Genomic DNA, 19,581 nt, shown 5'->3' with positions numbered 1-19,581 from the left:
TCTCATTTAACCTATGCAGAATACCAAAAAATAAAACTGTGAGTTGTTATTGAACATGATCGAATTCGCGTTTTCCAGTAGAGAGTGAGCGAGGCATCCGGGCGCAAGCCGCATCGGTACCAACGATTACCCGGCTGGCCGGCGTCAACACCGGCAAGACGGATAGGGAACTCAGCTGTCTTTGCGTGGGGATGGCCCGGGTCTTAACGTCTGAGATCCAGTGGAACGGACATTCGGTTTTCGATTCCACTGCGCCTCAACCCCCAATGCCAACATCAATGGTCTGCTTTGCGTGTGTAACCAGCAGACATAGTAGACGATACAGACTGAATTTTCTGTAAACCGGAAAGTGTATTTCTGTTCTGTGACGTCGGTCACAAAATTCCTAATGTCCAGTTGCTTGGCGTTGCGTCGTTGTGGTTGCCGGTGGATTTGCCGGAGGCTGAGTAGACATAACGGTGGAGGTGTTGCGGCCTGGTCTGTGGTGAGGACGAGTCAGACATCCTCCCAGCCAGGCTTGCGTCAGGGTGTACTGGTTCTTGCGGCCGGCGAATCCCAGGTCTCCGGTGATGGCCACCTGCACGCGCGGTTCGGAGGAAGGGGCGGCGCACGCCGTCCCGACCCCTATCCGGTTTCCGCTGAAGCCCTGGACTTCAGCGCAAGGGCCGGCACCGCACAGGTTCACTCCGTCTGCAGCCCCTCCACCCGCTGGAACCCCCGCGGCAGCGGCTTGCCGCGGCGGCCGCGCTCGCCCTGATAGACATCCAGATCGGCCGGCTTGAGGGTGAAGGTGCGCTTGCCGGAGAGGATGACCAGGCTGCCGCCGGCGCGCACTACCGCGAGCGCGGCCACCCGATCTTGCGTCTCGGCGCCTTTGGCGGCGGGGAGGCTAATGATTTTATTGCCTTTGCCGCGCGGCATCTCGGGCAGGTCGGACACCGGGAAGACCAGCAGATGGCCACTCTGGCTGACGGCGGCCAGCCGCGCGCCCGCCAGGTCGGGCAGCGGCAGCGGCGGCAGCACCAGGGCTCCCGCGGGCAGGCTGAGCACCGCTTTGCCGGCCTTGCCCTTGGCGTAGAGTTCTTCCATGCGCACGATGAATCCGTATCCGGCATCGCTGGCGAGCAGCAGTTGGGTCGCGGCGGACTCGCCCAGCACGGCGACGAAGCTGGCCCCCTTGGGCGGGTCCAGCCGTCCGGTGAGTGGTTCGCCCTGACCTCGCGCCGACGGCAGGGTATGGGCCGGCAGCGAATAGCTGCGGCCGGTGGAGTCGAGGAAGACGGCCGTCTGGTTGCTGCGCAGCCGGGCCGCCGCGAGGAACTGGTCACCGGAGCGGTAACTCAACCCGACGGGATCGACCTCGTGCCCCTTGGCGGCGCGCACCCAGCCCTTTTCGGACAGAACGACGGTCACCGGTTCGCTCGGGGTCACCTCGGTCTCGTCGAGTGCGCTCGCGGCGGTGCGGGCGACCAGGGGCGAGCGGCGGGCATCGCCGTATTTCTCGGCATCGGCGGTGATCTCATCGCGGATCAGCCGGGTGAGCAGCGCCGCATCTCCCAGCAGCGCCTGCAGGTGATCGCGTTCCGCGGCCAGTTCGGCCTGCTCGCCGCGGATTTTCATCTCCTCCAGCCGCGCCAGTTGCCGTAACCGGGTGTTCAGCACGTACTCGGCCTGAGCGTCGCTGAGGGCAAAGCGCGCGATCAGCACTGGTTTGGGCTCATCCTCGGTGCGGATGATGCGGATCACCTCGTCGATGTTGAGATACGCGATCAGCAGGCCGTCCAACAGGTGCAGGCGGTCCAGAACCTTGCCCAGTCGGTGTTCGAGGCGCCGCCGCACCGTGGCGGTGCGGAAGCTCAGCCACTCGGCGAGAATCTCCTTGAGGTTCATGACCCGCGGCCGGCCGTCGCCGGCGATCATGTTGAGGTTGACGCGGTAACTGCGCTCCAGGTCGGTGGTGGCGAAGAGATGCGACATCAGCCGCTCCAGGTCGACCCGGTTGGAGCGCGGGACGATCACCAGCCGGGTCGGGAACTCGTGATCCGACTCGTCGCGGAAGTCCTCGATCATCGGCAGCTTCTTGGCGTTGAACTGCGCGGCGATCTGTTCCATCAGCCGCTCACCCGAGACCTGATAGGGCAGGGCGGTGATGATGATCTCGCCCTGCTCGACCTCATAGACGGCGCGCTGGCGCAGGCTGCCGTTGCCGGTCTGATAGATCTTCAGCAGCTCATCGGGGGGCGTGATGATCTCGCCCGCGGTCGCGAAATCCGGCCCCGGACAGTGGACGAACAGGTCCTCGACCGTGGCCTGCGGGTGGTCCAGCAGGTGGATACAGGCCCGCGCCACCTCGCGCAGGTTGTGCGAGGGGATGTCCGTCGCCATGCCGACCGCGATGCCGGTGGTGCCGTTGAGCAGCAGGTTGGGCAGGCGCGCCGGCAGCAGCTTGGGCTCCTCCAGGGTCCCGTCGAAGTTGGGTTGCCAGTCGACCGTGCCCTGATCCAGTTCGCCGAGCAGCAATTCCGCGTAGGGTGTCAGGCGCGACTCGGTGTAGCGCATGGCGGCGAACGACTTGGGGTTATCGGGCGACCCCCAGTTGCCCTGGCCGTCGATCAAGGGGTAGCGGTAGCTGAACGGCTGAGCCATCAGCACCATGGCCTCGTAGCAGGCGGTATCCCCGTGGGGATGGAACTTGCCCAGCACGTCGCCCACGGTGCGCGCCGATTTCTTGAACTTGGCCGCCGCCGAGAGCCCCAGCTCCGACATGGCGTAAAGGATGCGCCGCTGCACCGGCTTGAGCCCGTCGGCCACGTAGGGCAGGGCGCGGTCGAGGATCACGTACATGGAGTAGTCCAGGTACGCCTTTTCAGTGAAGGTCGCGAGCGGCTGGTGTTCCAGGCCCTCGGCGTTGTAGAGACGTAGATCCGTCATCGAAGCAGTCCGGTCCGCGGAAGATAACCGCGCATCATGCAGGAACCGGCGGTGCAGACCAAGGGGGACGGGTGCGGTACAGCAATTCCAAATTTGGGCGGCGCCGCGCGACCTCTGGTGGATGCGGCGCGCGCGACCGCCGTGCCGAGTCCCTGCCACCGAGCGGCGCGCCTTATCCACCCTACAACGGGGCCGGTTTCGTAGTGCGGTAGGATGGGCAGAGCGCGAGCGATGCCCATCCTACGCGCTGCGCTGATCCACCCGACGAAATCGGCTCCGTCGAGGATGGGTCGAGTGAGAACGAAACCCAGCGTTGGCGCTATACTCCCGCCATCGCCACGACCGGAGGGAGCAACCCATGGCCACGACCGCCGGCGATGTCTGGGCCTTGTTGCGCGAACTGACCGCAGCGCAACGAGAGACCGAGTCCTGGCCTACGCCAACGGCGCTGTCAACGCCGCCTATCTGGTCGCGGTCAAGAGCCACCTGCGCGAGGAGGCGATCACCCAGTTGCAGAACCTGCTGCACCGGTTCCGCACCTTTTCCCCGCGCATCGGGAGAAACGGCTCTACGGCATCCTGGCCGCGGTGGACCTGAGGCCGACGTTGCGCGAGCGGGTTCTGCGGGAGGGTTTCTATGTCGTGCGCATTCATGATCAGGTCTTCACGTTGGAGGTGCCCGCCGGGTTAGCGTATCCAGGACCTTGCCGAACCCCGGTACGGCGGACTTGAGCGTCTTGCCCGTGTCGTTGTCGGCACCCAGGGTATAGCCCTTCATCAGGCGGTCCGCCTGAAACAGCATCCAACGCACATAGGTCTGCGCGGTGGCCTGACCATGGCGGATGATCATGGCCGATCCTTTCGGGTCATCCGGATTGGGGTCGATACTCACCGACGGCGCCTCCCCATGGAGTTTGCTGCATTCTCCGGCTAGTCTTTCAACGAGCGCTGAAGATAGATATAATGACTCAATGGTTTCGGCATTTCCGCCCAGCAGAGTTGCTTGGCTTGATCTCCCGGCATGGATGTATAGGTGCTTTAGCGCCAAGTGTTCCGGCAGGGGTTTGCCGTGCGTTTTGTCGCCCGTGATACCGTCATAGCTGATGATGTAGGATATGTCTTTCTCGTTCATTTCGATCAGCGCATCCACGAAGTCATCGTAAGTGAGTCCGTTTAAGTAACGACGGTCCCGGGTGAATGATGTTCCCTGGTAAGGCGGGTCCATATAAACCAGATCTTTGGCCTTTGCTTCGCCCGCAATTTCCGCGAAACCGACAGCATGAACTTTGGTCTTTTGCGCCAGCAGTCGTGAAACGCCCAAAAGATTCAGTCTCATCGTATTCGGTTTCATTCCCGAGCGACGATTATCGGCGCTTTGGTTGAAAAGGCCATCGGAACTGTAGCGAACGGCACCTTTTACGATCCGTGCCAACAAATAAAGTAAGTGATGCGGCTGATGGGAGCGATTGAATTCATCGCGGATCTTGAAGAAATAAGTTTTTCGATCCGGTTCCTGGGCAAGCCACAGGGCTTCATAGTGGTCGGCCAGTAGATGAGGCCGCTCAAGAATTTCCACCCACAATGTCATCAGTGGTTCACTGACGTCATTAAGGACGAAGCGTTTCGCTAAGCCATTCGCTGCGACAGCCAGTGATAGTGCTCCGGCGCCGCAGAAAGGCTCGATCAGGCACTGAACATCGCTGGGAACGTGCGGCAGGATGTCTTTGGCGATGCCACGTTTGCTTCCCTGATAAGGAAACGGGTGGGGAACGAGTAAATGATTGTACGTCTTCATCTGCTGCTGGCTGCCAATCAATCCCAGTTCAGCGCCCCGCCGGTCTGATATTCCGTGACCCGAGTCTCGAAGAAATTTTTTTCCTTTTTCAGATCGAGGACCTCGGACATCCAGGGGAACGGGTTGCCGGCGCCGGGGTATTGCTCCGCCAAGCCGATCTGGGCGCAGCGGCGGTTGGCGATGAATTGCAGGTAGTCCTCGAACATCGGGGCGTTCAGCCCGAGTACGCCGCGCGGCATGGTGTCGTAGGCGTAGCGCGCCTCCAGTTCCACCGCCTCGCGGATCATCGCCACTAATTCCTGTTTGAAGGCTTCAGTCCACAGGTGCGGGTTCTCGATCTTGATCTGGTTGATGACGTCGATGCCGAAGTTCATGTGCATGGACTCGTCGCGCAGGATGTATTGGAACTGCTCGGCGGTGCCGGTCATCTTGTTGCGGCGGCCCATGGACAGCACTTGCACGAAGCCCACGTAGAAATAGATCCCCTCAAAGATGACATAGAAGGCGACCAGTTCGCGCAGCAGCTTCTGATCGTTCTCGGGGGTGCCGGTGTGGAAATGCGGGTCCGCCAGGTAGCGCGTGAAGGGCAGCGCCCATTCGGCCTTGCGGGCAACGGCCGGAACCTCCCGGTACATGTTGAAGATCTCACCCTCATCCAGGCCCAGACTCTCCACGACATATTGATAGGCGTGGGTATGCACGGCCTCCTCGAACGCTTGGCGCAGCAGGTATTGGCGGCACTCCGGGTTGGTGAGGTGGCGGTAGACGGCCAGTACCAGATTGTTGGCAACCAGCGAGTCGGCGGTCGAGAAGAATCCCAGGTTGCGCTTGATGATGGTGCGCTCGTCCTCGGTCAGACCGTTCGGGTCCTTCCAGAGGGCGATGTCCGCATTCATGTTGATTTCCTGCGGCATCCAGTGGTTGGCGCAGGCGTCCAGGTACTTCTGCCAGGCCCAGTCGTACTTGAAGGGGACGAGCTGGTTCAGATCCGCACGGCAGTTGATGATGCGTTTGTCATCCACCCGCACGCGGCCGGCGCCCAACTCAAGGGACTCGAGGCCCGTAGCCCCGCCTGCGGCCTGGGCGGCGCTGTGGTCGGTGCTCCTCTTTGATGTCCGCTCAAGGCCGGACAGCAGGGTGTCCTCGAAGGGCAGTTCCACCTGCGGGGCGAACGGATTGGGGTCGACCACGGGCGCCGCACCGGCGGTCTGCATCAGGGCCTCGTTGGTGACCAGTCCATGCCCAGGACGCACCTGGGTCCGGATGTCACGGGCACCCGACTGGCTGACGAAGGGGGTTGCCGCCGGGGCGTCAGGGGTCAGCCTGGACCGTTGCGGCAGCTCGACCAGCGGATCGAACGCGGCCACGGGCGGTGCCGTGTGGCTGGTGCCGGGCTTGGCGGCGGCGAGTGGATCGTCCCAGTTCAACATCGTGGTCAGTCCTCGGAATTCGGCTGCTGGTTCAGGTGCCTGGGCAAGGTCCTGGTGGTCGCCGCGCGTCGATCCTGGTGCCGGGCGGCGCGTCTGGAGGTTCGGCGATGGTTCGCTTATTCTAGGCGATTGCTCGGAGATGTCCAGTCTCAATCACAAGATATAGTGGTGAAACGCCAAATAACACACTGCATCGTGTGTCTGGCGGCGATGACGTCGCCCACCGCCTGAAACATGGCCGAGATGATCACGAAGCCGGCATAGTTGACGCAGGTTTGCTTGAAGGGAACGAAAGCGTCTATCGTTGTCACCTTGCACGATCGTGGAGCCTGGTCATGAGGCCAGGGTCCCGACGGCCGGTCACGGCGTGACGGGTTGCCTCGGAGCCGCTTGACCGAAACGTCCGAAACACACACTGCCGCCAGGAGACGGCCCTATGATCGAGAAGATCGAAGTTGACACCCCCACCTGCATCGGCTGCGGAACCTGCTGGGTGGTTTGCCCGGACGCCTTTCGCGAGGTCGAAATCGGTGATGAATTCAAGGCCGCCACCACCGGCCGGCTGGCGGCCGAGAAGGTTCTGCAGGAGGTCGCGCAAGGTTGCCCCAGTCTTTCCATCTCGCTGTTCGACAGTGCCGGGGCCGTGATCTTCCCCTCCGAGGCGCAACGTGAGGAGTTGCGCCAACGCCTCCAGTGGTGAGCCCGGCGGCCAGCGACTGCTGACGCCATCGGCCGTCGTTACATCAAGGAAGATCAATGACTCAAGGCAAAAAGGAACAGCAGTAATCGGTCACGGTGCGCACCCGCAGTCCGAACCGCTCCCCGGCCCCGACCCTGAAGGACTCACCGCCCTTGAAGGTGCGCCAATCGGCGGTGTTGGGGAGTTGCACATCCAAGTCCCCGGACAGGATCTCCATCAGTTCTCCGCTGCTGGTGTTGAACTCGTAGTCACCGGGCTGCATGATCCCCAACGTCTTGCGGGTGCCGTCGGCAAAACGGATGGTGCGGCTGGTCACGCCGCCGTCGAAGAAAATGTTGGCCTCACGGACGACGTTGACGTGCTCGAACTCGGACATGGAGTGTCTCTCTACTGACGGTTTGGTGTTTACTGTTGAATGGGTAGGGTCAAGGGTTCGAGCTGGTCCCAGACCTGCTTGGCCTGGTGCGGCGAGAGGAGCTTGGGCAGGAGGTCACGCAGTTCGTCCAATTCCGCCCGCAGTTCACTGGCGTCGGTTGCCGCATCGATTCGTTCGACGCGATGCGCCCCGACCGGACCCAGCGCACCCAGCACCACATAGCGGGCGAAACCCTTCGCCTTCTCCAGGTTGAAGTGCGGCTCAGGCGGAATGTCGACGCCCGCCGGTGCCGCTTCCTGCAGCGCCTGGTGCTCGTACTCGAGCAAATCCCAGTCGTCGATGCTGTAGGCGCCCATTTCGAACGCCGACTCGTGTGGGGCGAGGAACCCGCCGGCGAGCAGTGTGTCGAGTTGGGCTTCGACCTCTTGGCCGATCTCGGGGTGCCGCGACAGGATCTCCTCCACGGTTCGATGTCCGTCGAGCAGGATCAGCAGGTGACGCAATTCCTGGGACAGGCCGAAGGTCCTGCTTCGAATCTCGTCCTGGCCTTTCGCCGTCCTGATCAGTATCTGGTGATGGTCCATGGACGGCTACCGACCTCGTTCGCTTAGAAAAAGAGTAGGTTATGCAATCGCCCTGGTGGCGTCGTGTGGATGCTACCCGCGTTCCGCGGGGTGTTCAAGACCTCGCAAGTAAACCGGAGGTCGAGGCTTTACCGTGCAAAGTCGCGCAGCGATCCCGTGGGAGCGGCGTCCCGCCGCGATGCGGTGCCGCGGTGACCTCGAACGGTCGGGTGCGGTTTCGCATCGTTCGAACTCTGCATGGACAGCGTCGTGGCTATTGACAAGACTCGCAATCCGGCTCCAGGATCGAACAAACCTTCGGCGCGGCCCCATTCCCCTTGCCTTTGTCCAGTGCGATATAGCTCCCGCCCACTGCGCTCAGCTGATTGGCCTTGCCGGCATCATCCATGGTGGATTTCTCCACATGGGTGGCGCCCATGGACCGCAGATAGTAGGTGGTCTTGAGACCCCGCACCCAGGCGAGTTTGTAGAGGTTGTCGAGCTTCTTGCCGCTCGGCTCGCGCATGTAGAGGTTGAGACTTTGCGCCTGGTCGAGCCATTTCTGACGGCGGCTGCCGGCCTCGATGAGCCAGCGGGCGTCGACTTCGAAGGCGGTGGCGTAGAGGCCTTTCAGTTCGTCTGGAATGCGGTCGATCTGTTGCACCGACCCGTCGAAATATTTGAGGTCATTGACCATCACGGCGTCCCATAACCCGCGTTCCTTCAGATCCGCGACCAGGTAGGGATTAACCACGGTGAATTCCCCCGAGAGATTCGACTTGACGAACAGGTTCTGATAGGTCGGCTCGATGGACTGACTGACGGCGACGATGTTGCTGATGGTGGCGGTCGGCGCGATGGCCATGCAGTTGGAGTTGCGCATTCCGATGGTCTGCACCCGCGTGCGCAGGCTGTCCCAGTCCAGCGTATGGCTGGTGTCCATCTGGAGATAACCGCCGCGACCCTCGGCCAGCAGTTGGATGCTGTCGAGCGGAAGGATGCCGCGGCTCCACAATGAACCCGCGAAACTCGGATAGCGCCCGCGTTCCTCGGCCAGGTCCGAGCTGGCCTGAATGGCGTAGTAGCTCAGGTATTCCATGCTGGTATCGGCAAATTGCACGGCGTCCTGGCTCTCGTAGGGGATGCGCAGTTGGTAGAGCGCGTCCTGGAAGCCCATGATCCCGAGTCCGACCGGGCGGTGCCGCAGGTTGGATTTGCGGGCCTGCGGGACGTTGTAGAAGTTGTAGTCGATGACATTGTCCAGCATCCGCATGGCGGTGCGGACCGTGGCTTGCAGGCGCTTGGTATCCAGGCCCTGGTCGGTGACATGAGCGGCCAGATTGACCGAGCCGAGATTGCAGACGGCAATCTCCAGGTCATTCGTATGCAGTGTAATCTCGGTGCACAGGTTGGAGCTGTGCACGGTGCCGACGTGCTGATTGGTATAGCGCAGGTTGCACGGGTCCTTGAAAGCAATCCAGGGATGACCGGTCTCGAACAGCATGGCGAGCATCTTGCGCCACAGATCGAGCGCCTTGATGCGCTTGCTGACTTTCATCTCGCCGCGCTCGGCGCGCGCCTCGTAGGCGGTATAGGCGGTCTCGAACGCCTGGCCCATCAGGTCGTGCAGGTCCGGGGTTTCGTCCGGTGAGAATAGGGTCCACTGCTGATCTTCGGCCACCCGCTTCATGAACAGGTCTGGTACCCAGTTGGCGGTGTTCATGTCATGGGTGCGGCGGCGGTCGTCGCCGGTGTTCTTGCGCAGATCCAGAAACTCTTCGATGTCGATGTGCCAGGTTTCCAGATAGGCGCACACGGCGCCTTTGCGCTTCCCACCCTGATTCACCGCCACGGCTGTGTCATTGGCGACCTTGAGGAAGGGCACCACACCCTGGCTGCGCCCATTAGTTCCCTTGATGTGCGCACCCATACCGCGCACCCGGGTCCAGTCGTTGCCGAGGCCGCCGGCGAATTTGGACAGCAGTGCATTGTCTTTGATGGCGCTGTAGATGCCGTCCAGGTCGTCCGGTACGCTGGTGAGGAAGCAGGACGAGAGCTGTGGCCGCAGGGTGCCGGAGTTGAACAGGGTCGGCGTGCTGCTCATGAAGGCGAAGCTGGAGAGCAGCTCATAGAATTCGATGGCACGTTCTTCACGCTCGATTTCGTTGATGGCGAGCCCCATCGCGACGCGCATGAAAAACGCCTGAGGCAGTTCGAAGCGGATGCCGGCGGCGGTGTGGATGAAATAACGGTCGTAGAGTGTCTGGAGCCCCAAATAGTTGAACTGGAGATCGCGCTCAGGCCGTAAGGCCGCGCCCAGGCGCGCGAGATCGAAGCGGGCGAGTTGGCGATCCAGCAGTTCCAGGTCGCCGGCACGCCGGATGTAGGCGCTGAAGTAGTCGCCGTAGCGTTCGGCCAGATCGGCCTGGGTTTCGACCCCGACGGCCATGTCCAGGTAGCCCAGCGCCTCACGGCGCAGCAGGTCCAGCAGCAGCCGGGCGGCGACCTGGCTGTAAGCGGGGTCGGTCTCGATCAGGGTGCGGGCGGACATCACCAGCGCCTGGCCCACGTCGGCCTCGCGGACGCCGTCGAAGAGGTTGCGGGTGGTGTCGGTGAGGATGGCGGCGGCGTCGACCCCGGCGAGTTCGCGGCAGGCTTCATCCACCAGACGACCGATGCGCGCGACATCCAGGGGTCGGGTGCTGCCGTCGGCCAGGGTGACGCGCAGTGGGTGTTCAGTCGCCGGTGTGGCGGCGGCGGCCTGGTGGGCGCGCTCGCGGGCGCGCTCCTCGCGGTAGAGCACATAATCGCGGGCGACTTTGTGTTCGCCGGCCCGCATGAGGGCGAGCTCGACCTGGTCCTGAATGTCCTCGATGTGGACGATGCCGCCGCCGGGCAGACGCCGGGTCAAGGCGGATGCGACCTGTTCGGTCAGTTCATGCACGCGGTCATGAACACGGCTTGATGCCGCGGCACTACCACCTTCCACGGCCAGGAAGGCTTTAGTCATGGCGACCATGATCTTGTTGGGGTCGAACGCGGTGGCTTGGCCGTTGCGGCGGATGACCTGAAGTCGCCCCGGGGTCTGCGCGGCACCGGCACCGCCCGCGGGCCGGTGGCTGAAGTGGGGTGTGGACTCCCGCTCGGCGACCGCGGTTTCGTGTGGTTCTGGGGTTGCTGTGCGGGGCAGGACTGGTGCGGACATGGTTCCTCCTGATCGGCCCGAGGGGTCGGGACGCGTGGTGTCGAGGCGGGGATGCAGCGGCCTGGTCGTCTGGCGCGCATAGGGATAAAGCACAATATATGCGCTTCAGGAAGCGCGTCAACCACTATATATTGTTCGCTCGCCGTGAATCGTGCGGCTACAGGATGGTCCGGCAAGCGCCTAACGGACCTCGATCAGGAAATAGAACGGCGTGTCGGGACGGCTGGGTTCGATCCGCGCGGAGTAGGTGCGGGTCGCGCCTGGCTCTAACTGTTCGTGTTCGATCGGCGTCGACGCGGCCTCGCGGGTCAGGCGGGCGGCGCCCGTCTGGAGCCCCTTGCGGTCGAACAGCAGGATCGTTGCGTCTGGGGTGATCGCTGCCGCGCTGGTGTTCTTGAGCACCGCGTAGTAAACGAGCGCTTTGTCGTCACCCGGTCCGGCGGCCGAAAAGCTCAGCTTCTTGACATACTGATTATTGAGGTCATAAATCTTTTCGATTGCGAATGTGGCGATGCCGGGGATTCTTTGCTTCATCAGCGTGTTTCGTTCCACCTCCTGGGCCGCCAGCAGTTGTTTGGTCTGCTCCAGTTCATTTTGAACACGGTGGATTTCACTTGCGAGGATTCCGGCCTCCGCGTCGAGCGCGTCACCCCGGAAGTCGGACCGGATCAGGAGTATCGCCAGCACCACCGAGGCGATGATCGCGGCCAGAGCGATCAGGCGGGCGGCCCAGTGTTGTCGGCTGCGCTTGGCTCGGCTGATGGCGTGGGTCGATAGGTGCTGTGCGTCGGGGCGGCGGCTGTCGCGGTGCGACCCCGATCCGCGGTGGCCGTGGCGCTCTCGCTGGTAGAAGCCGCTGCGGGCGTCGATCGTGTAACGGGCGGCGGGGGTCGTCGCTGACTCGGGCGTCTCCCGGGTCGCGTCGGCGGGGGCGTTGGGGTTGCCGACTCCGGTGAGCAGCAGGGCCTGCGCGTCCGGGCTGGGCCCGGCAGCGGGCGGCGGCGCCTCGTTGCTGTCCATTCTTGCGATCTACCTTGGAAACGGCAGTCGAAGGATAGCTCAGCGCCCGCCCTCAGGCAAACCCGGTGCCGGGCATGGGACCCTGCATGACGCGTCGCATCACTGTCACGGGATCGCTATACTGCGCTCATACCCGCGGATTCGACTCGCAACGGGCACGTCGGGACGGTACCATCGGGCCCCGACCTGATTGGGTCAACGCGTTGGAGCCGACGATCGGGGTCAGTCATTGTCGGAGGAGGAACCGCAGATGAAAGTCGGCGATGTCATGAGCCGGGAGGTGCGCACGGTGCAGCCAGGCCAGCGCATCCTAGAGGTCGCGTCACTGATGTGCCTGTATCGCTATCATGGGTTGCCCGTGGTGGACGACGCGGGGCAACTGGTCGGGGTCGTCGCCGAGCGGGACGTGCTGCACAGCCTGTTCCCGACCATCGACAGCCTTGTCGCCGAGGGGATGCACGGCGTGGATTTGGACCGCCAGCTGAAGACCTACAACGAGGTACTGGAACGCAGTGTCGAGGAGCTGATGACGCACAGCCCGATCTCGGTTGATCCGCAAATGCATCTGCTGCGTGCCGCCACGGTCATGGTGCGCCACAATTTCAGGCGGATACCGGTGACGGAGAGCGGTCGTCTCGTGGGGATGCTGAGTTTGGGTGATGTCCATAAAGCGATCTTCCATGCCAACCTCACCGGCGCCTTGACGCGCTGAAGATGTCTGAGGCCCTCTGGTATCGTTGGTCTGGTGAGGACCTGGAAGTGACGTTGCGGATCCAGCCGCGCGCCCGCCAGGACGCTTTCGGCGAAGCGCAGGACGGGAGTCTGCGGGTGCGCATCCAGGCCCCGCCGGTCGAGGGGCAGGCCAATGCCGCACTGCGCCGGTTCATCGCCGGCGCGTTTGGCGTCGCCCCGTCGCGAGTGGCCTTTCTCAGCGGTGAGCAGTCACGCATCAAACGGTTGCTGATTCGCTCTCCGGGCCGATTTCCGGTGCCGATCGATCGACCCCAGGGTCCGCCGGTGTCGCGTCGGCGCTGAGCAGCAGGTCAGGTCCCAGGCGCGGCGGCGGGGCCGGAACCCTGTCTTGACTCCGTGTATACTCTGGCTGGATACCAACTCATCACGGCAGTAAAGGCGATTTCCGGCAATCGCCTGGGACGGACTCGAAGGGCCATGCAAACCCCCGCACTGCAACGACGGCTTGCCACTTACCAGCACTGGAAGCTGCGGGTGACGCGCGCTATCCAGGATTTGGAGGCCTGGCTCGAAGCGCACCGGCGTGCCACTCCGTCGGCGCGCGAGCACTTGCGCGCCGCGCACGAGGCCCTGTCCCAAGACCGCCTGCGAGTCGCGCTGGTGGGGGAGTTCGCCCGCGGCAAGAGCGAACTCATCAACGCGCTCTTCTTCGCCGACCTCGGCGTCCGGCTGCTGCCTTCGGCGGCTGAGCGTACCCCCCGGTGCCCTACCGAACTGTTGTGGGACCACCAGCATAATGAGGCGTATCTGCGCCTGTTGCCGGTTGAGACCCGCGCCGCGGACACGCCGCTTGCCGCGTTGCGGTCTGATCCCAAGCACTGGGTCCATTACCCGCTCGATGTTGCGCATCCCGAGCAGTTGGCGGAAATCGTCGCGGAGCTTCTGCTGACCAAGACGGTGTCAATGGGCGAGGCTGCCCGTCTTGGTCTGTCCAGTATGGTTCAGGTGCCCGCCGGCCAACCGGCAACGGCCATGGTCGAGATCGCCAAATGGCGCTACGCTGTTCTGAGCTTTCCTCATCCGTTGCTCAAGCAGGGGCTGGTCATCCTGGATATTCCTGGGGTCGAGGTGCTGGAAAGCGAGCCGGATCTCACGGTCGGTGTCCTGTCCGCGGTCCAGGCCGTGCTGTTTGTGATGGCCGCGGACACCGGCGTGACGCGCGGTGACCTGGCGATCTGGCAACATCACTTGCAGGGATTTCAGGGTGGCCGCCAGCGTGCCATGCTGGTGGTTCTCAACAAGATCGACGCGTTGGGCGATGAGCCGCGCGATCTTGCGCAGCAGGATGACGCGATCACCGCGCGCCGGCGCGACACGGCGCAGGCGCTCGGCATCGGCGAAGATGCCGTGTTTCCGGTCTCGGCCCGGCAGGCCCTGGCGGCCAACGTCGGCAAGGACGAGATGCTGCTGCGGCGTAGTGCCCTGCCGGCCTTGGAGCGGCACCTCGCCACCAAGATGCTCGAGACCAAGTATCAGTCGCTGATCGACGTGATCGACGCGAGTGTCGGCCAGGTCTTGGATCGCAACAGAGCACGCATCGCGTCGCGTATCAGTCGTGTCAAGTCGCAGTTGGAGGAGCTCGAACAACTGCGCGACAAGAGTCAGGACGTGATCGCCCAGTTGCTGGACCGGACCCGGCGAGAACAAGAGCGCTATCTCAAGGGCTTGCAACAGTTTCAGCAAAGTCGGGAGGACTTGATCACGCAGACACGCGAGTGTCGTCGTCTCTTGGAAGTCGAAAACATTGAGGCGATGATCGACCGCGCCCAGCGTGACTTGGCGCGGAGTTGGACGACCGGCGGACTGATGAGTGCGATGAAACGACTCTTCGAGGAGTTACGCCGGACCATGCAGTCGATCGCGACGGAGAGTGAGCGTATCCGCAGACTGGTGCGGGAGACCTACCAGATTTTTCGCGAGGGTTTTGGCTTCGACCTGACCATGCCCAAGGTCTTTTTGCCCATGAAGTACCGGGTCGAGATCGAATTGTTGTACCAGGAGATGGATGGATTTCGTCGCAGTCCACGGATGATCTTTGCTTCCAGGGGGATGGTGACCCGTCGTTACAACCAACGGTTGGTGAGCCGCGCGCAGGTGCTGTTCGATCAGTTGCGCGTCGCCTTCGACGGCTGGATTCGCGATAGCTTGCAGCCCCTGGCGGAAGAAATACAAGATCATAAGCAGATGATGGAGAAGCGTCTTGAGAATCTCCAGCGGATCGGACGCTCGAAGAATGCCTTGCAAAAGCGGATCGACGATATGCAAACTCAGTATGTCGGCTTTGCCCAAGAGTTGACCGCCCTGCGCAATATCCACAATGCTTTGCACTATGACCCGCTCACCGAGCAAGAGGCGCCGCAGCGGCCGCGTCTCGTGGTCGGCTGAGCGGCAACCCAGCGCCTACTCAACGACGGAAGTATCCTCGATGTTCAAACACATTGCCTTGGCGGCATTCGCGGCGGTCACCCTGATGCATGGCGTTCTGCTAGCGGCTGAACCCATGACACGCGTCGGTGAGTTTACGATTTACCATAACGCGGTCAATGCCGACACCTTGAGTCCGGAGGTCGCGAAGGCTCACAAGATCGAACGCAGTCACTACCGCGGGGTCTTGAACGTCAGCGTCATCAAGGACCAGGTCGGTACGACCGGCATCCCGGTCAAGGCGCTGGTGGATGTGGCGATCGTCGATTCGGCCGACCAGTCGGTTCGTGTTCCCATGCACGAGATCGAGGAGCGCGGCTTTGTCTCCTATATCGGCGCGTTTCCGATCGCCGACGGCCAAGAGATCACATTTGATATCAAGGTGCGGCCGGTGGGCGTCGCTGAGCCCACGGTCGTGCGGATGAGCCAGGAGTTTTTTTACCGATAACGACAACGACTGCGACGCCAAAGGCGTTTTCCTAAGAAAACAATTGCCAGAGGCCATAAACGCCGCACGCGATGACCATGACCCCCGCCGACTGCCGCACCCGCGGTTGTTCTGCCAGGCGGGCGGCGGCGCCGGCCAGCAGGCCGATGCCGAGCAGGTTCGGCAAGGTGCCCGCGCCGAAGGCGATCATGACCAGCGCGCCGCCGCCGACGCTGCCGGTAGACATCGCGGTAATCAACATACTGTAGACCAGGCCGCAGGGTATCCAGGCCCAGAAGAAGCCGATGGCAACCGCCTGCGTGACCCGTCGCACGGGTAGCCAGCGACGGGTCAGCGGCTCCAGTCGACGCCACAACCCCAGCCCTAAGCGTTCGGTGAGGCGCAGGATGCGCCACCAACCGCCGAGGTACAGCCCAAGCAGGATCATCATCACAGCGGCCAGTCCGTACAAGGCGCGCTGGACGATCTGTAGGGTGTCCAATTGCAGCAGCACGGCACCCAGGCCGCCGACCAGTGCCCCGGCGAAGCTGTAGCCGAGGATCCGTCCCAGGTTATAGCCCAGTTGGAGCGGCAGCAGACGCCAAGGGTCCCGCCGTGCGCGGGCGTCCATCCCCAGCGTCAGTGAGCTGACCAGGCCCCCGCACATCGTCAGACAATGAACGCCGCCGAGCAGACCGACCAGCATGGCGGTAAGGTAGATTCCGACAGGGTTCATACGGGATTAGCCCGGCGCGCGGTGATGGAGGTAACGGTACGTGGGCTGGTCGGCCGCGAACACGGGGAGGATGAGAACGGTTTGGCGCTTGGGAGGCTCGACCGCGCCGATGCGGCAGCATGTCTGTTGCGACAAGCGAACGGCATCCCGTTTTTGGCGCAGCGCCCGATGTATTATAGCAATGACAATTCTTTTGTATCGCACCATGATCATGCAAGCCTACCAACGTGAGTTCCTCGGTTTCGCCGCCGACATCGGCGCCCTGCGGTTCGGGGAGTTCACCTTGAAGTCCGGCCGCCGGAGCCCCTATTTTTTCAACGCCGGACTCTTTGATACCGGCGCACGGCTGGCGCGACTGGCCGCGGCCTACGCCGCGCGGATCGGCGCCTCCGCCGGTGCCTTCGACGTGCTTTATGGTCCCGCCTACAAGGGTATCCCCCTGGCCGCGGCGACCAGTATCGCACTGGCCCGGGACACCGGTCGTGACGTTCCCTACGCCTTCAATCGGAAGGAGGTGAAGGATCACGGCGAGGGCGGCGTCATCGTTGGGCGCCCGCTCGCCGGGCGGGTCCTGATCATTGATGATGTCATCACTGCCGGCACTTCGGTGCGCGAGTCGATGGAGGTGATTCGCGCGGCGGGGGCGCAACCCATGGGCGTCGTGATTGCCCTGGATCGCCAGGAGCGCGGTGCGGGCGAGCGCTCGGCCGTCGCCGAGGTTCAAGACTTATTCGGTCTCCCGGTATTCAGTATCGTCACACTTGATGACCTCATCGAATTTCTGGATATTTCGGGGTCTGACAGTGCGTTGTGTGACGCGGTACGGACCTATCGCTCGCGCTATGGGGTCTAATGAAGTGGTATGAGCCCGATGCGGCAGTTTGGGTGGTTCGGCGAAGCGGTGCGTGATTGGCGCACCAGTGGTTCAGGTGCGCCCGCGGAGATTGTCAGAGGCCCCATCATGTTGTGGTCGGTCGTCGTGCAAGCACAGCGTTTGGTCCAGCGGCGGTCAGGTTTGCGTCGGGTGCCGGTCGCCGCGTTGCTGATGTTGGCTGCCTTGGGTCCGGCGCTCAGTGACGGGCCGAAGATGTACCGCTGGACGGATGAGAGCGGGGTTGTCCACTATACCGACCAGATCCCGCCAAACCAAGTCGACAAGGGGCATGCGGAGCTGAGCAAGCAGGGGGTGCGTGTCGAGCAGGTGGCCCCCGCGCAAACGATCGAGGAGATTCAGCGTGAGCGCGAGCTGGAGCGCCTGCGGGCCCAACAGGAGCGCCTGGTCGATCAGCAGAAGGCCGCCGATCGGGTGCTGTTGCGGACCTTCCGCTCGGTCGACGATCTCGTGATGGCGCGGGATGGGAAGTTGGCGGCCATTGATGTCGTCATACAGGTCGCCCGCGGCAACATCCGCCGTCAGCAGGACTGGCTGCGCAAGCTGCGCACGGACGCGGCCGATCTTGAACGGGCGGGCAAGCCGCTCCCGCAGCACCATGCCGAGGGGATGAGCAAGACCGAGCGTCAAATTCGCGAGTCCTACGCCACGATTGTCGACCATGAGCAGCAAAAGGAGGCGATCAGGCAGGATTTCGATCGCGATCTCAAGCGTTTTCGCCAACTCAAGGATATCCCGGAAGACCGGCCGGAGGCCCCGCGGGGATCGCCCCAGTTCGCCTTGCGCAATCTCGTGACCTGCGACACGGACGCCCAATGCGATCATTATTGGGCGCGAGCGGTTGCGTACGTCCAGGCTCGCGCCACGACCGCGATTCAGGCAAGCGGTTCGAATATCGTGATTACGGCCCCCCCGGAAACGCGCGAGGATCTCAGTCTGACGCTTTCCCGCATCCAGGAAGACGATAGCTCGACCGCATCCATTTTTCTCGACCTGCAGTGCAAAAATCATGCGTCAACCGACACCAGTTGCGACGACCAACGCGCCGCCGCGGTGTTGAATGGGTTCCATGAAGCGGTGACTGGACCGGCGCGCAGGGAGGCATTGAATTTAATCGAGATGGACCAGTAAGGTCACGGCACGGCCGATTGGATTGGAAGCTGCTGCCAACTGACCGATCCGGCGTGCCGCGACTGCCGCGGAACCCCGTCAGCGGCGGCGAATCAGGGTACCGATGCCCTCATCGGTGAAGAGGTCGAGCATCACCGCATGTTCGACCCGGCCGTCGATGATGTGCGCGCTCTTCACTCCTGCCTGCACCGCGTCCAGTGCGCACTGCACCTTGGGCAGCATGCCCCCGGCAATGACACCGGTGCGGATCAACTCCTGCACCCGCCCAACGTCGAGTTCCGGAATCAGGTGGCCGTCCGCATCCAGCAGGCCGGGGGTGTTGGTCAGCAGCAGGAGCTTTTCCGCCTTCAGCACTTCGGCGACCTTGCCGGCGACCAGATCCGCGTTGATGTTGTAGGAGCGGCCATCGGCACCGACCCCGATCGGGGCGATGACGGGGATGAAATGACCGCCGATCAGCAGATCGACGACCGAGACATCGATACTCTCGACCTCGCCCACATGGCCGAGGTCGATGATTTCCGGCTCTGCCAACTCGGGCGCATCGCGGCGCAGGAGCAGCTTGCGGGCGTGGATCAGATCGCCGTCCTTGCCCGTCAGGCCCACTGCCGATCCCCCATGCCGATTGATCAAACTCACGATTTCCTTGTTGACCAGACCGCCTAAGACCATCTCCACCACGTCCATCGTGTCCGCGTCGGTGACCCGCATGCCCTGGATGAATTCGCTATCCTTGCCCAACCGTTTGAGCAGTGAGCCGATCTGTGGTCCACCGCCATGGACCACCACCGGATTGAGCCCCACCAGTTTCATCAGGACCACATCGCGGGCGAAACTCTGCTTGAGTTCCTGGTCAACCATCGCGTTACCGCCGTACTTGATCACGACGGTGGTGCCGCGGAAGCGGCGGATGTAAGGGATGGCTTCGATCAGGACATGGGCGATCGTATGCGCCCGTTCACTCGGCAATGACATAGGTTCTCCGCGTATGCTGGGTAAAGAGTCGGAATGTAGTTAACCTGAAGTTTCCTGTTTTCAATTACGCCACGAGCCGCATAACCGCGGCGATCAGGGGATTTTGCGTCGGTTTGTTGGCCCCCCCGCAATCGCTACCAAAACCCTCCCCGCCGAGCTCCTGTGCGAGCCGGCGCCGCAGGTCGGCGAAGGCATATTCGGTGCGCTTCGTGGTCGAATACCGG

Annotated in this window: 16 protein-coding genes; 7 read left to right on the top strand and 9 right to left on the bottom strand. The window is 62.8% G+C overall.

The annotated features are described in order from the left end of the window. Positions 1 to 681: 681 nt before the first annotated feature. The 3 genes from parC to QZY03_RS02055 all read right to left on the bottom strand — a co-directional run bounded on the left by parC (position 682) and on the right by QZY03_RS02055 (position 6,155). A complete protein-coding gene (gene parC / locus QZY03_RS02065) occupies positions 682 to 2,931 on the bottom strand; it encodes a DNA topoisomerase IV subunit A (protein WP_295577768.1) in 2,250 nt (749 codons plus the stop codon). A 663-nt stretch (positions 2,932 to 3,594) separates the two neighbouring features. Next, positions 3,595 to 4,746 carry a DNA adenine methylase gene (locus QZY03_RS02060; protein WP_295577766.1) on the bottom strand — a complete coding sequence of 384 codons (1,152 nt, stop codon included), beginning with the start codon at positions 4,744 to 4,746 and terminating at the stop codon, positions 3,595 to 3,597. Beyond that, a complete protein-coding gene (locus QZY03_RS02055; RefSeq protein ID WP_295577763.1) occupies positions 4,743 to 6,155 on the bottom strand; it encodes a ribonucleotide-diphosphate reductase subunit beta in 1,413 nt (470 codons plus the stop codon). Before QZY03_RS02055 ends, QZY03_RS02060 begins: the two co-directional genes overlap by 4 nt. Positions 6,156 to 6,591: 436 nt before the next feature. Here QZY03_RS02055 and QZY03_RS02050 point away from each other — a divergent pair, with 436 nt between their 5' ends. Next, positions 6,592 to 6,855, top strand: coding sequence for a ferredoxin (locus QZY03_RS02050; RefSeq protein WP_295577761.1), 264 nt, complete (start codon positions 6,592 to 6,594; stop codon positions 6,853 to 6,855). 61 nt (positions 6,856 to 6,916) lie between these two features. Here QZY03_RS02050 and QZY03_RS02045 read toward each other — a convergent pair whose 3' ends face one another. The 4 genes from QZY03_RS02045 to QZY03_RS02030 all read right to left on the bottom strand — a co-directional run bounded on the left by QZY03_RS02045 (position 6,917) and on the right by QZY03_RS02030 (position 12,019). Next, complete coding sequence (locus tag QZY03_RS02045; RefSeq protein ID WP_295577759.1) at positions 6,917 to 7,231, bottom strand: pyrimidine/purine nucleoside phosphorylase; 315 nt, start codon at positions 7,229 to 7,231, stop codon at positions 6,917 to 6,919. A gap of 29 nt (positions 7,232 to 7,260) precedes the next feature. Further along, positions 7,261 to 7,815: a hypothetical protein gene (locus QZY03_RS02040; RefSeq protein ID WP_295577757.1), complete on the bottom strand. Its 555-nt coding sequence runs from the start codon at positions 7,813 to 7,815 to the stop codon at positions 7,261 to 7,263. A gap of 253 nt (positions 7,816 to 8,068) precedes the next feature. Next, complete coding sequence (locus tag QZY03_RS02035) at positions 8,069 to 10,999, bottom strand: ribonucleoside-diphosphate reductase subunit alpha (RefSeq protein ID WP_295577755.1); 2,931 nt, start codon at positions 10,997 to 10,999, stop codon at positions 8,069 to 8,071. Between the two features lie 180 nt (positions 11,000 to 11,179). Next, entirely contained in the window at positions 11,180 to 12,019 is an 840-nt protein-coding gene (locus tag QZY03_RS02030) for a hypothetical protein (RefSeq protein WP_295577752.1), read from the bottom strand. A gap of 250 nt (positions 12,020 to 12,269) precedes the next feature. Here QZY03_RS02030 and QZY03_RS02025 point away from each other — a divergent pair, with 250 nt between their 5' ends. The 4 genes from QZY03_RS02025 to QZY03_RS02010 all read left to right on the top strand — a co-directional run bounded on the left by QZY03_RS02025 (position 12,270) and on the right by QZY03_RS02010 (position 15,644). Next, positions 12,270 to 12,731: a CBS domain-containing protein gene (locus QZY03_RS02025; protein WP_295577750.1), complete on the top strand. Its 462-nt coding sequence runs from the start codon at positions 12,270 to 12,272 to the stop codon at positions 12,729 to 12,731. A 2-nt stretch (positions 12,732 to 12,733) separates the two neighbouring features. Next, entirely contained in the window at positions 12,734 to 13,054 is a 321-nt protein-coding gene (locus QZY03_RS02020; RefSeq protein ID WP_295577749.1) for a DUF167 family protein, read from the top strand. 135 nt (positions 13,055 to 13,189) lie between these two features. Further along, the gene (locus QZY03_RS02015) at positions 13,190 to 15,157 is read left to right on the top strand and encodes a dynamin family protein (protein WP_295577747.1); all 1,968 of its coding nucleotides are present in this window, start codon (positions 13,190 to 13,192) and stop codon (positions 15,155 to 15,157) included. Between the two features lie 40 nt (positions 15,158 to 15,197). Continuing rightward, entirely contained in the window at positions 15,198 to 15,644 is a 447-nt protein-coding gene (locus tag QZY03_RS02010) for a DUF4426 domain-containing protein (protein WP_295577745.1), read from the top strand. Positions 15,645 to 15,675: 31 nt separating this feature from the next. Here QZY03_RS02010 and QZY03_RS02005 read toward each other — a convergent pair whose 3' ends face one another. Then, positions 15,676 to 16,359 carry a sulfite exporter TauE/SafE family protein gene (locus tag QZY03_RS02005; protein ID WP_295577743.1) on the bottom strand — a complete coding sequence of 228 codons (684 nt, stop codon included), beginning with the start codon at positions 16,357 to 16,359 and terminating at the stop codon, positions 15,676 to 15,678. 211 nt (positions 16,360 to 16,570) lie between these two features. On the opposite strand from QZY03_RS02005, the gene pyrE reads away from it, so the two are divergent. Further along, on the top strand, positions 16,571 to 17,212 hold the full coding sequence (gene pyrE / locus QZY03_RS02000; RefSeq protein ID WP_295577781.1) for an orotate phosphoribosyltransferase: 642 nt from the start codon (positions 16,571 to 16,573) through the stop codon (positions 17,210 to 17,212). Between the two features lie 108 nt (positions 17,213 to 17,320). Beyond that, entirely contained in the window at positions 17,321 to 18,382 is a 1,062-nt protein-coding gene (locus tag QZY03_RS01995) for a DUF4124 domain-containing protein (protein WP_295577740.1), read from the top strand. 78 nt (positions 18,383 to 18,460) lie between these two features. On the opposite strand, the gene argB is transcribed toward QZY03_RS01995, so the two are convergent. Beyond that, positions 18,461 to 19,357, bottom strand: a complete 897-nt coding sequence (gene argB, locus QZY03_RS01990; protein ID WP_295577737.1) for an acetylglutamate kinase — start codon at positions 19,355 to 19,357, stop codon at positions 18,461 to 18,463. Between the last annotated feature and the right edge of the window lie 224 nt (positions 19,358 to 19,581).

The sequence above is a fragment of the uncultured Lamprocystis sp. genome (assembly GCF_903933125.1).
Classification (GTDB): Bacteria; Pseudomonadota; Gammaproteobacteria; order Chromatiales; family Chromatiaceae; genus Thiodictyon.
The sequence above is the reverse complement of the archived record's forward strand: the minus strand, read 5'-3'. Positions and strand labels throughout refer to the sequence as shown.

Excerpts from the sequence above, each read along its gene's own strand:
- QZY03_RS02050 (WP_295577761.1), top strand. The coding sequence starts at position 6,592 with ATGATCGAGAAGATCGAAGTTGACACCCCCACCTGCATCGGCTGCGGA.
- QZY03_RS02005 (WP_295577743.1), bottom strand. The coding sequence starts at position 16,359 with ATGAACCCTGTCGGAATCTACCTTACCGCCATGCTGGTCGGTCTGCTC.
- QZY03_RS02040 (WP_295577757.1), bottom strand. The coding sequence starts at position 7,815 with ATGGACCATCACCAGATACTGATCAGGACGGCGAAAGGCCAGGACGAG.
- parC (WP_295577768.1), bottom strand. The coding sequence starts at position 2,931 with ATGACGGATCTACGTCTCTACAACGCCGAGGGCCTGGAACACCAGCCG.
- QZY03_RS02035 (WP_295577755.1), bottom strand. The coding sequence starts at position 10,999 with ATGTCCGCACCAGTCCTGCCCCGCACAGCAACCCCAGAACCACACGAA.
- argB (WP_295577737.1), bottom strand. The coding sequence starts at position 19,357 with ATGTCATTGCCGAGTGAACGGGCGCATACGATCGCCCATGTCCTGATC.
- QZY03_RS01995 (WP_295577740.1), top strand. The coding sequence starts at position 17,321 with ATGTTGTGGTCGGTCGTCGTGCAAGCACAGCGTTTGGTCCAGCGGCGG.
- QZY03_RS02055 (WP_295577763.1), bottom strand. The coding sequence starts at position 6,155 with ATGTTGAACTGGGACGATCCACTCGCCGCCGCCAAGCCCGGCACCAGC.
- QZY03_RS02015 (WP_295577747.1), top strand. The coding sequence starts at position 13,190 with ATGCAAACCCCCGCACTGCAACGACGGCTTGCCACTTACCAGCACTGG.
- QZY03_RS02025 (WP_295577750.1), top strand. The coding sequence starts at position 12,270 with ATGAAAGTCGGCGATGTCATGAGCCGGGAGGTGCGCACGGTGCAGCCA.
- QZY03_RS02020 (WP_295577749.1), top strand. The coding sequence starts at position 12,734 with ATGTCTGAGGCCCTCTGGTATCGTTGGTCTGGTGAGGACCTGGAAGTG.
- pyrE (WP_295577781.1), top strand. The coding sequence starts at position 16,571 with ATGCAAGCCTACCAACGTGAGTTCCTCGGTTTCGCCGCCGACATCGGC.
- QZY03_RS02010 (WP_295577745.1), top strand. The coding sequence starts at position 15,198 with ATGTTCAAACACATTGCCTTGGCGGCATTCGCGGCGGTCACCCTGATG.
- QZY03_RS02045 (WP_295577759.1), bottom strand. The coding sequence starts at position 7,231 with ATGTCCGAGTTCGAGCACGTCAACGTCGTCCGTGAGGCCAACATTTTC.
- QZY03_RS02030 (WP_295577752.1), bottom strand. The coding sequence starts at position 12,019 with ATGGACAGCAACGAGGCGCCGCCGCCCGCTGCCGGGCCCAGCCCGGAC.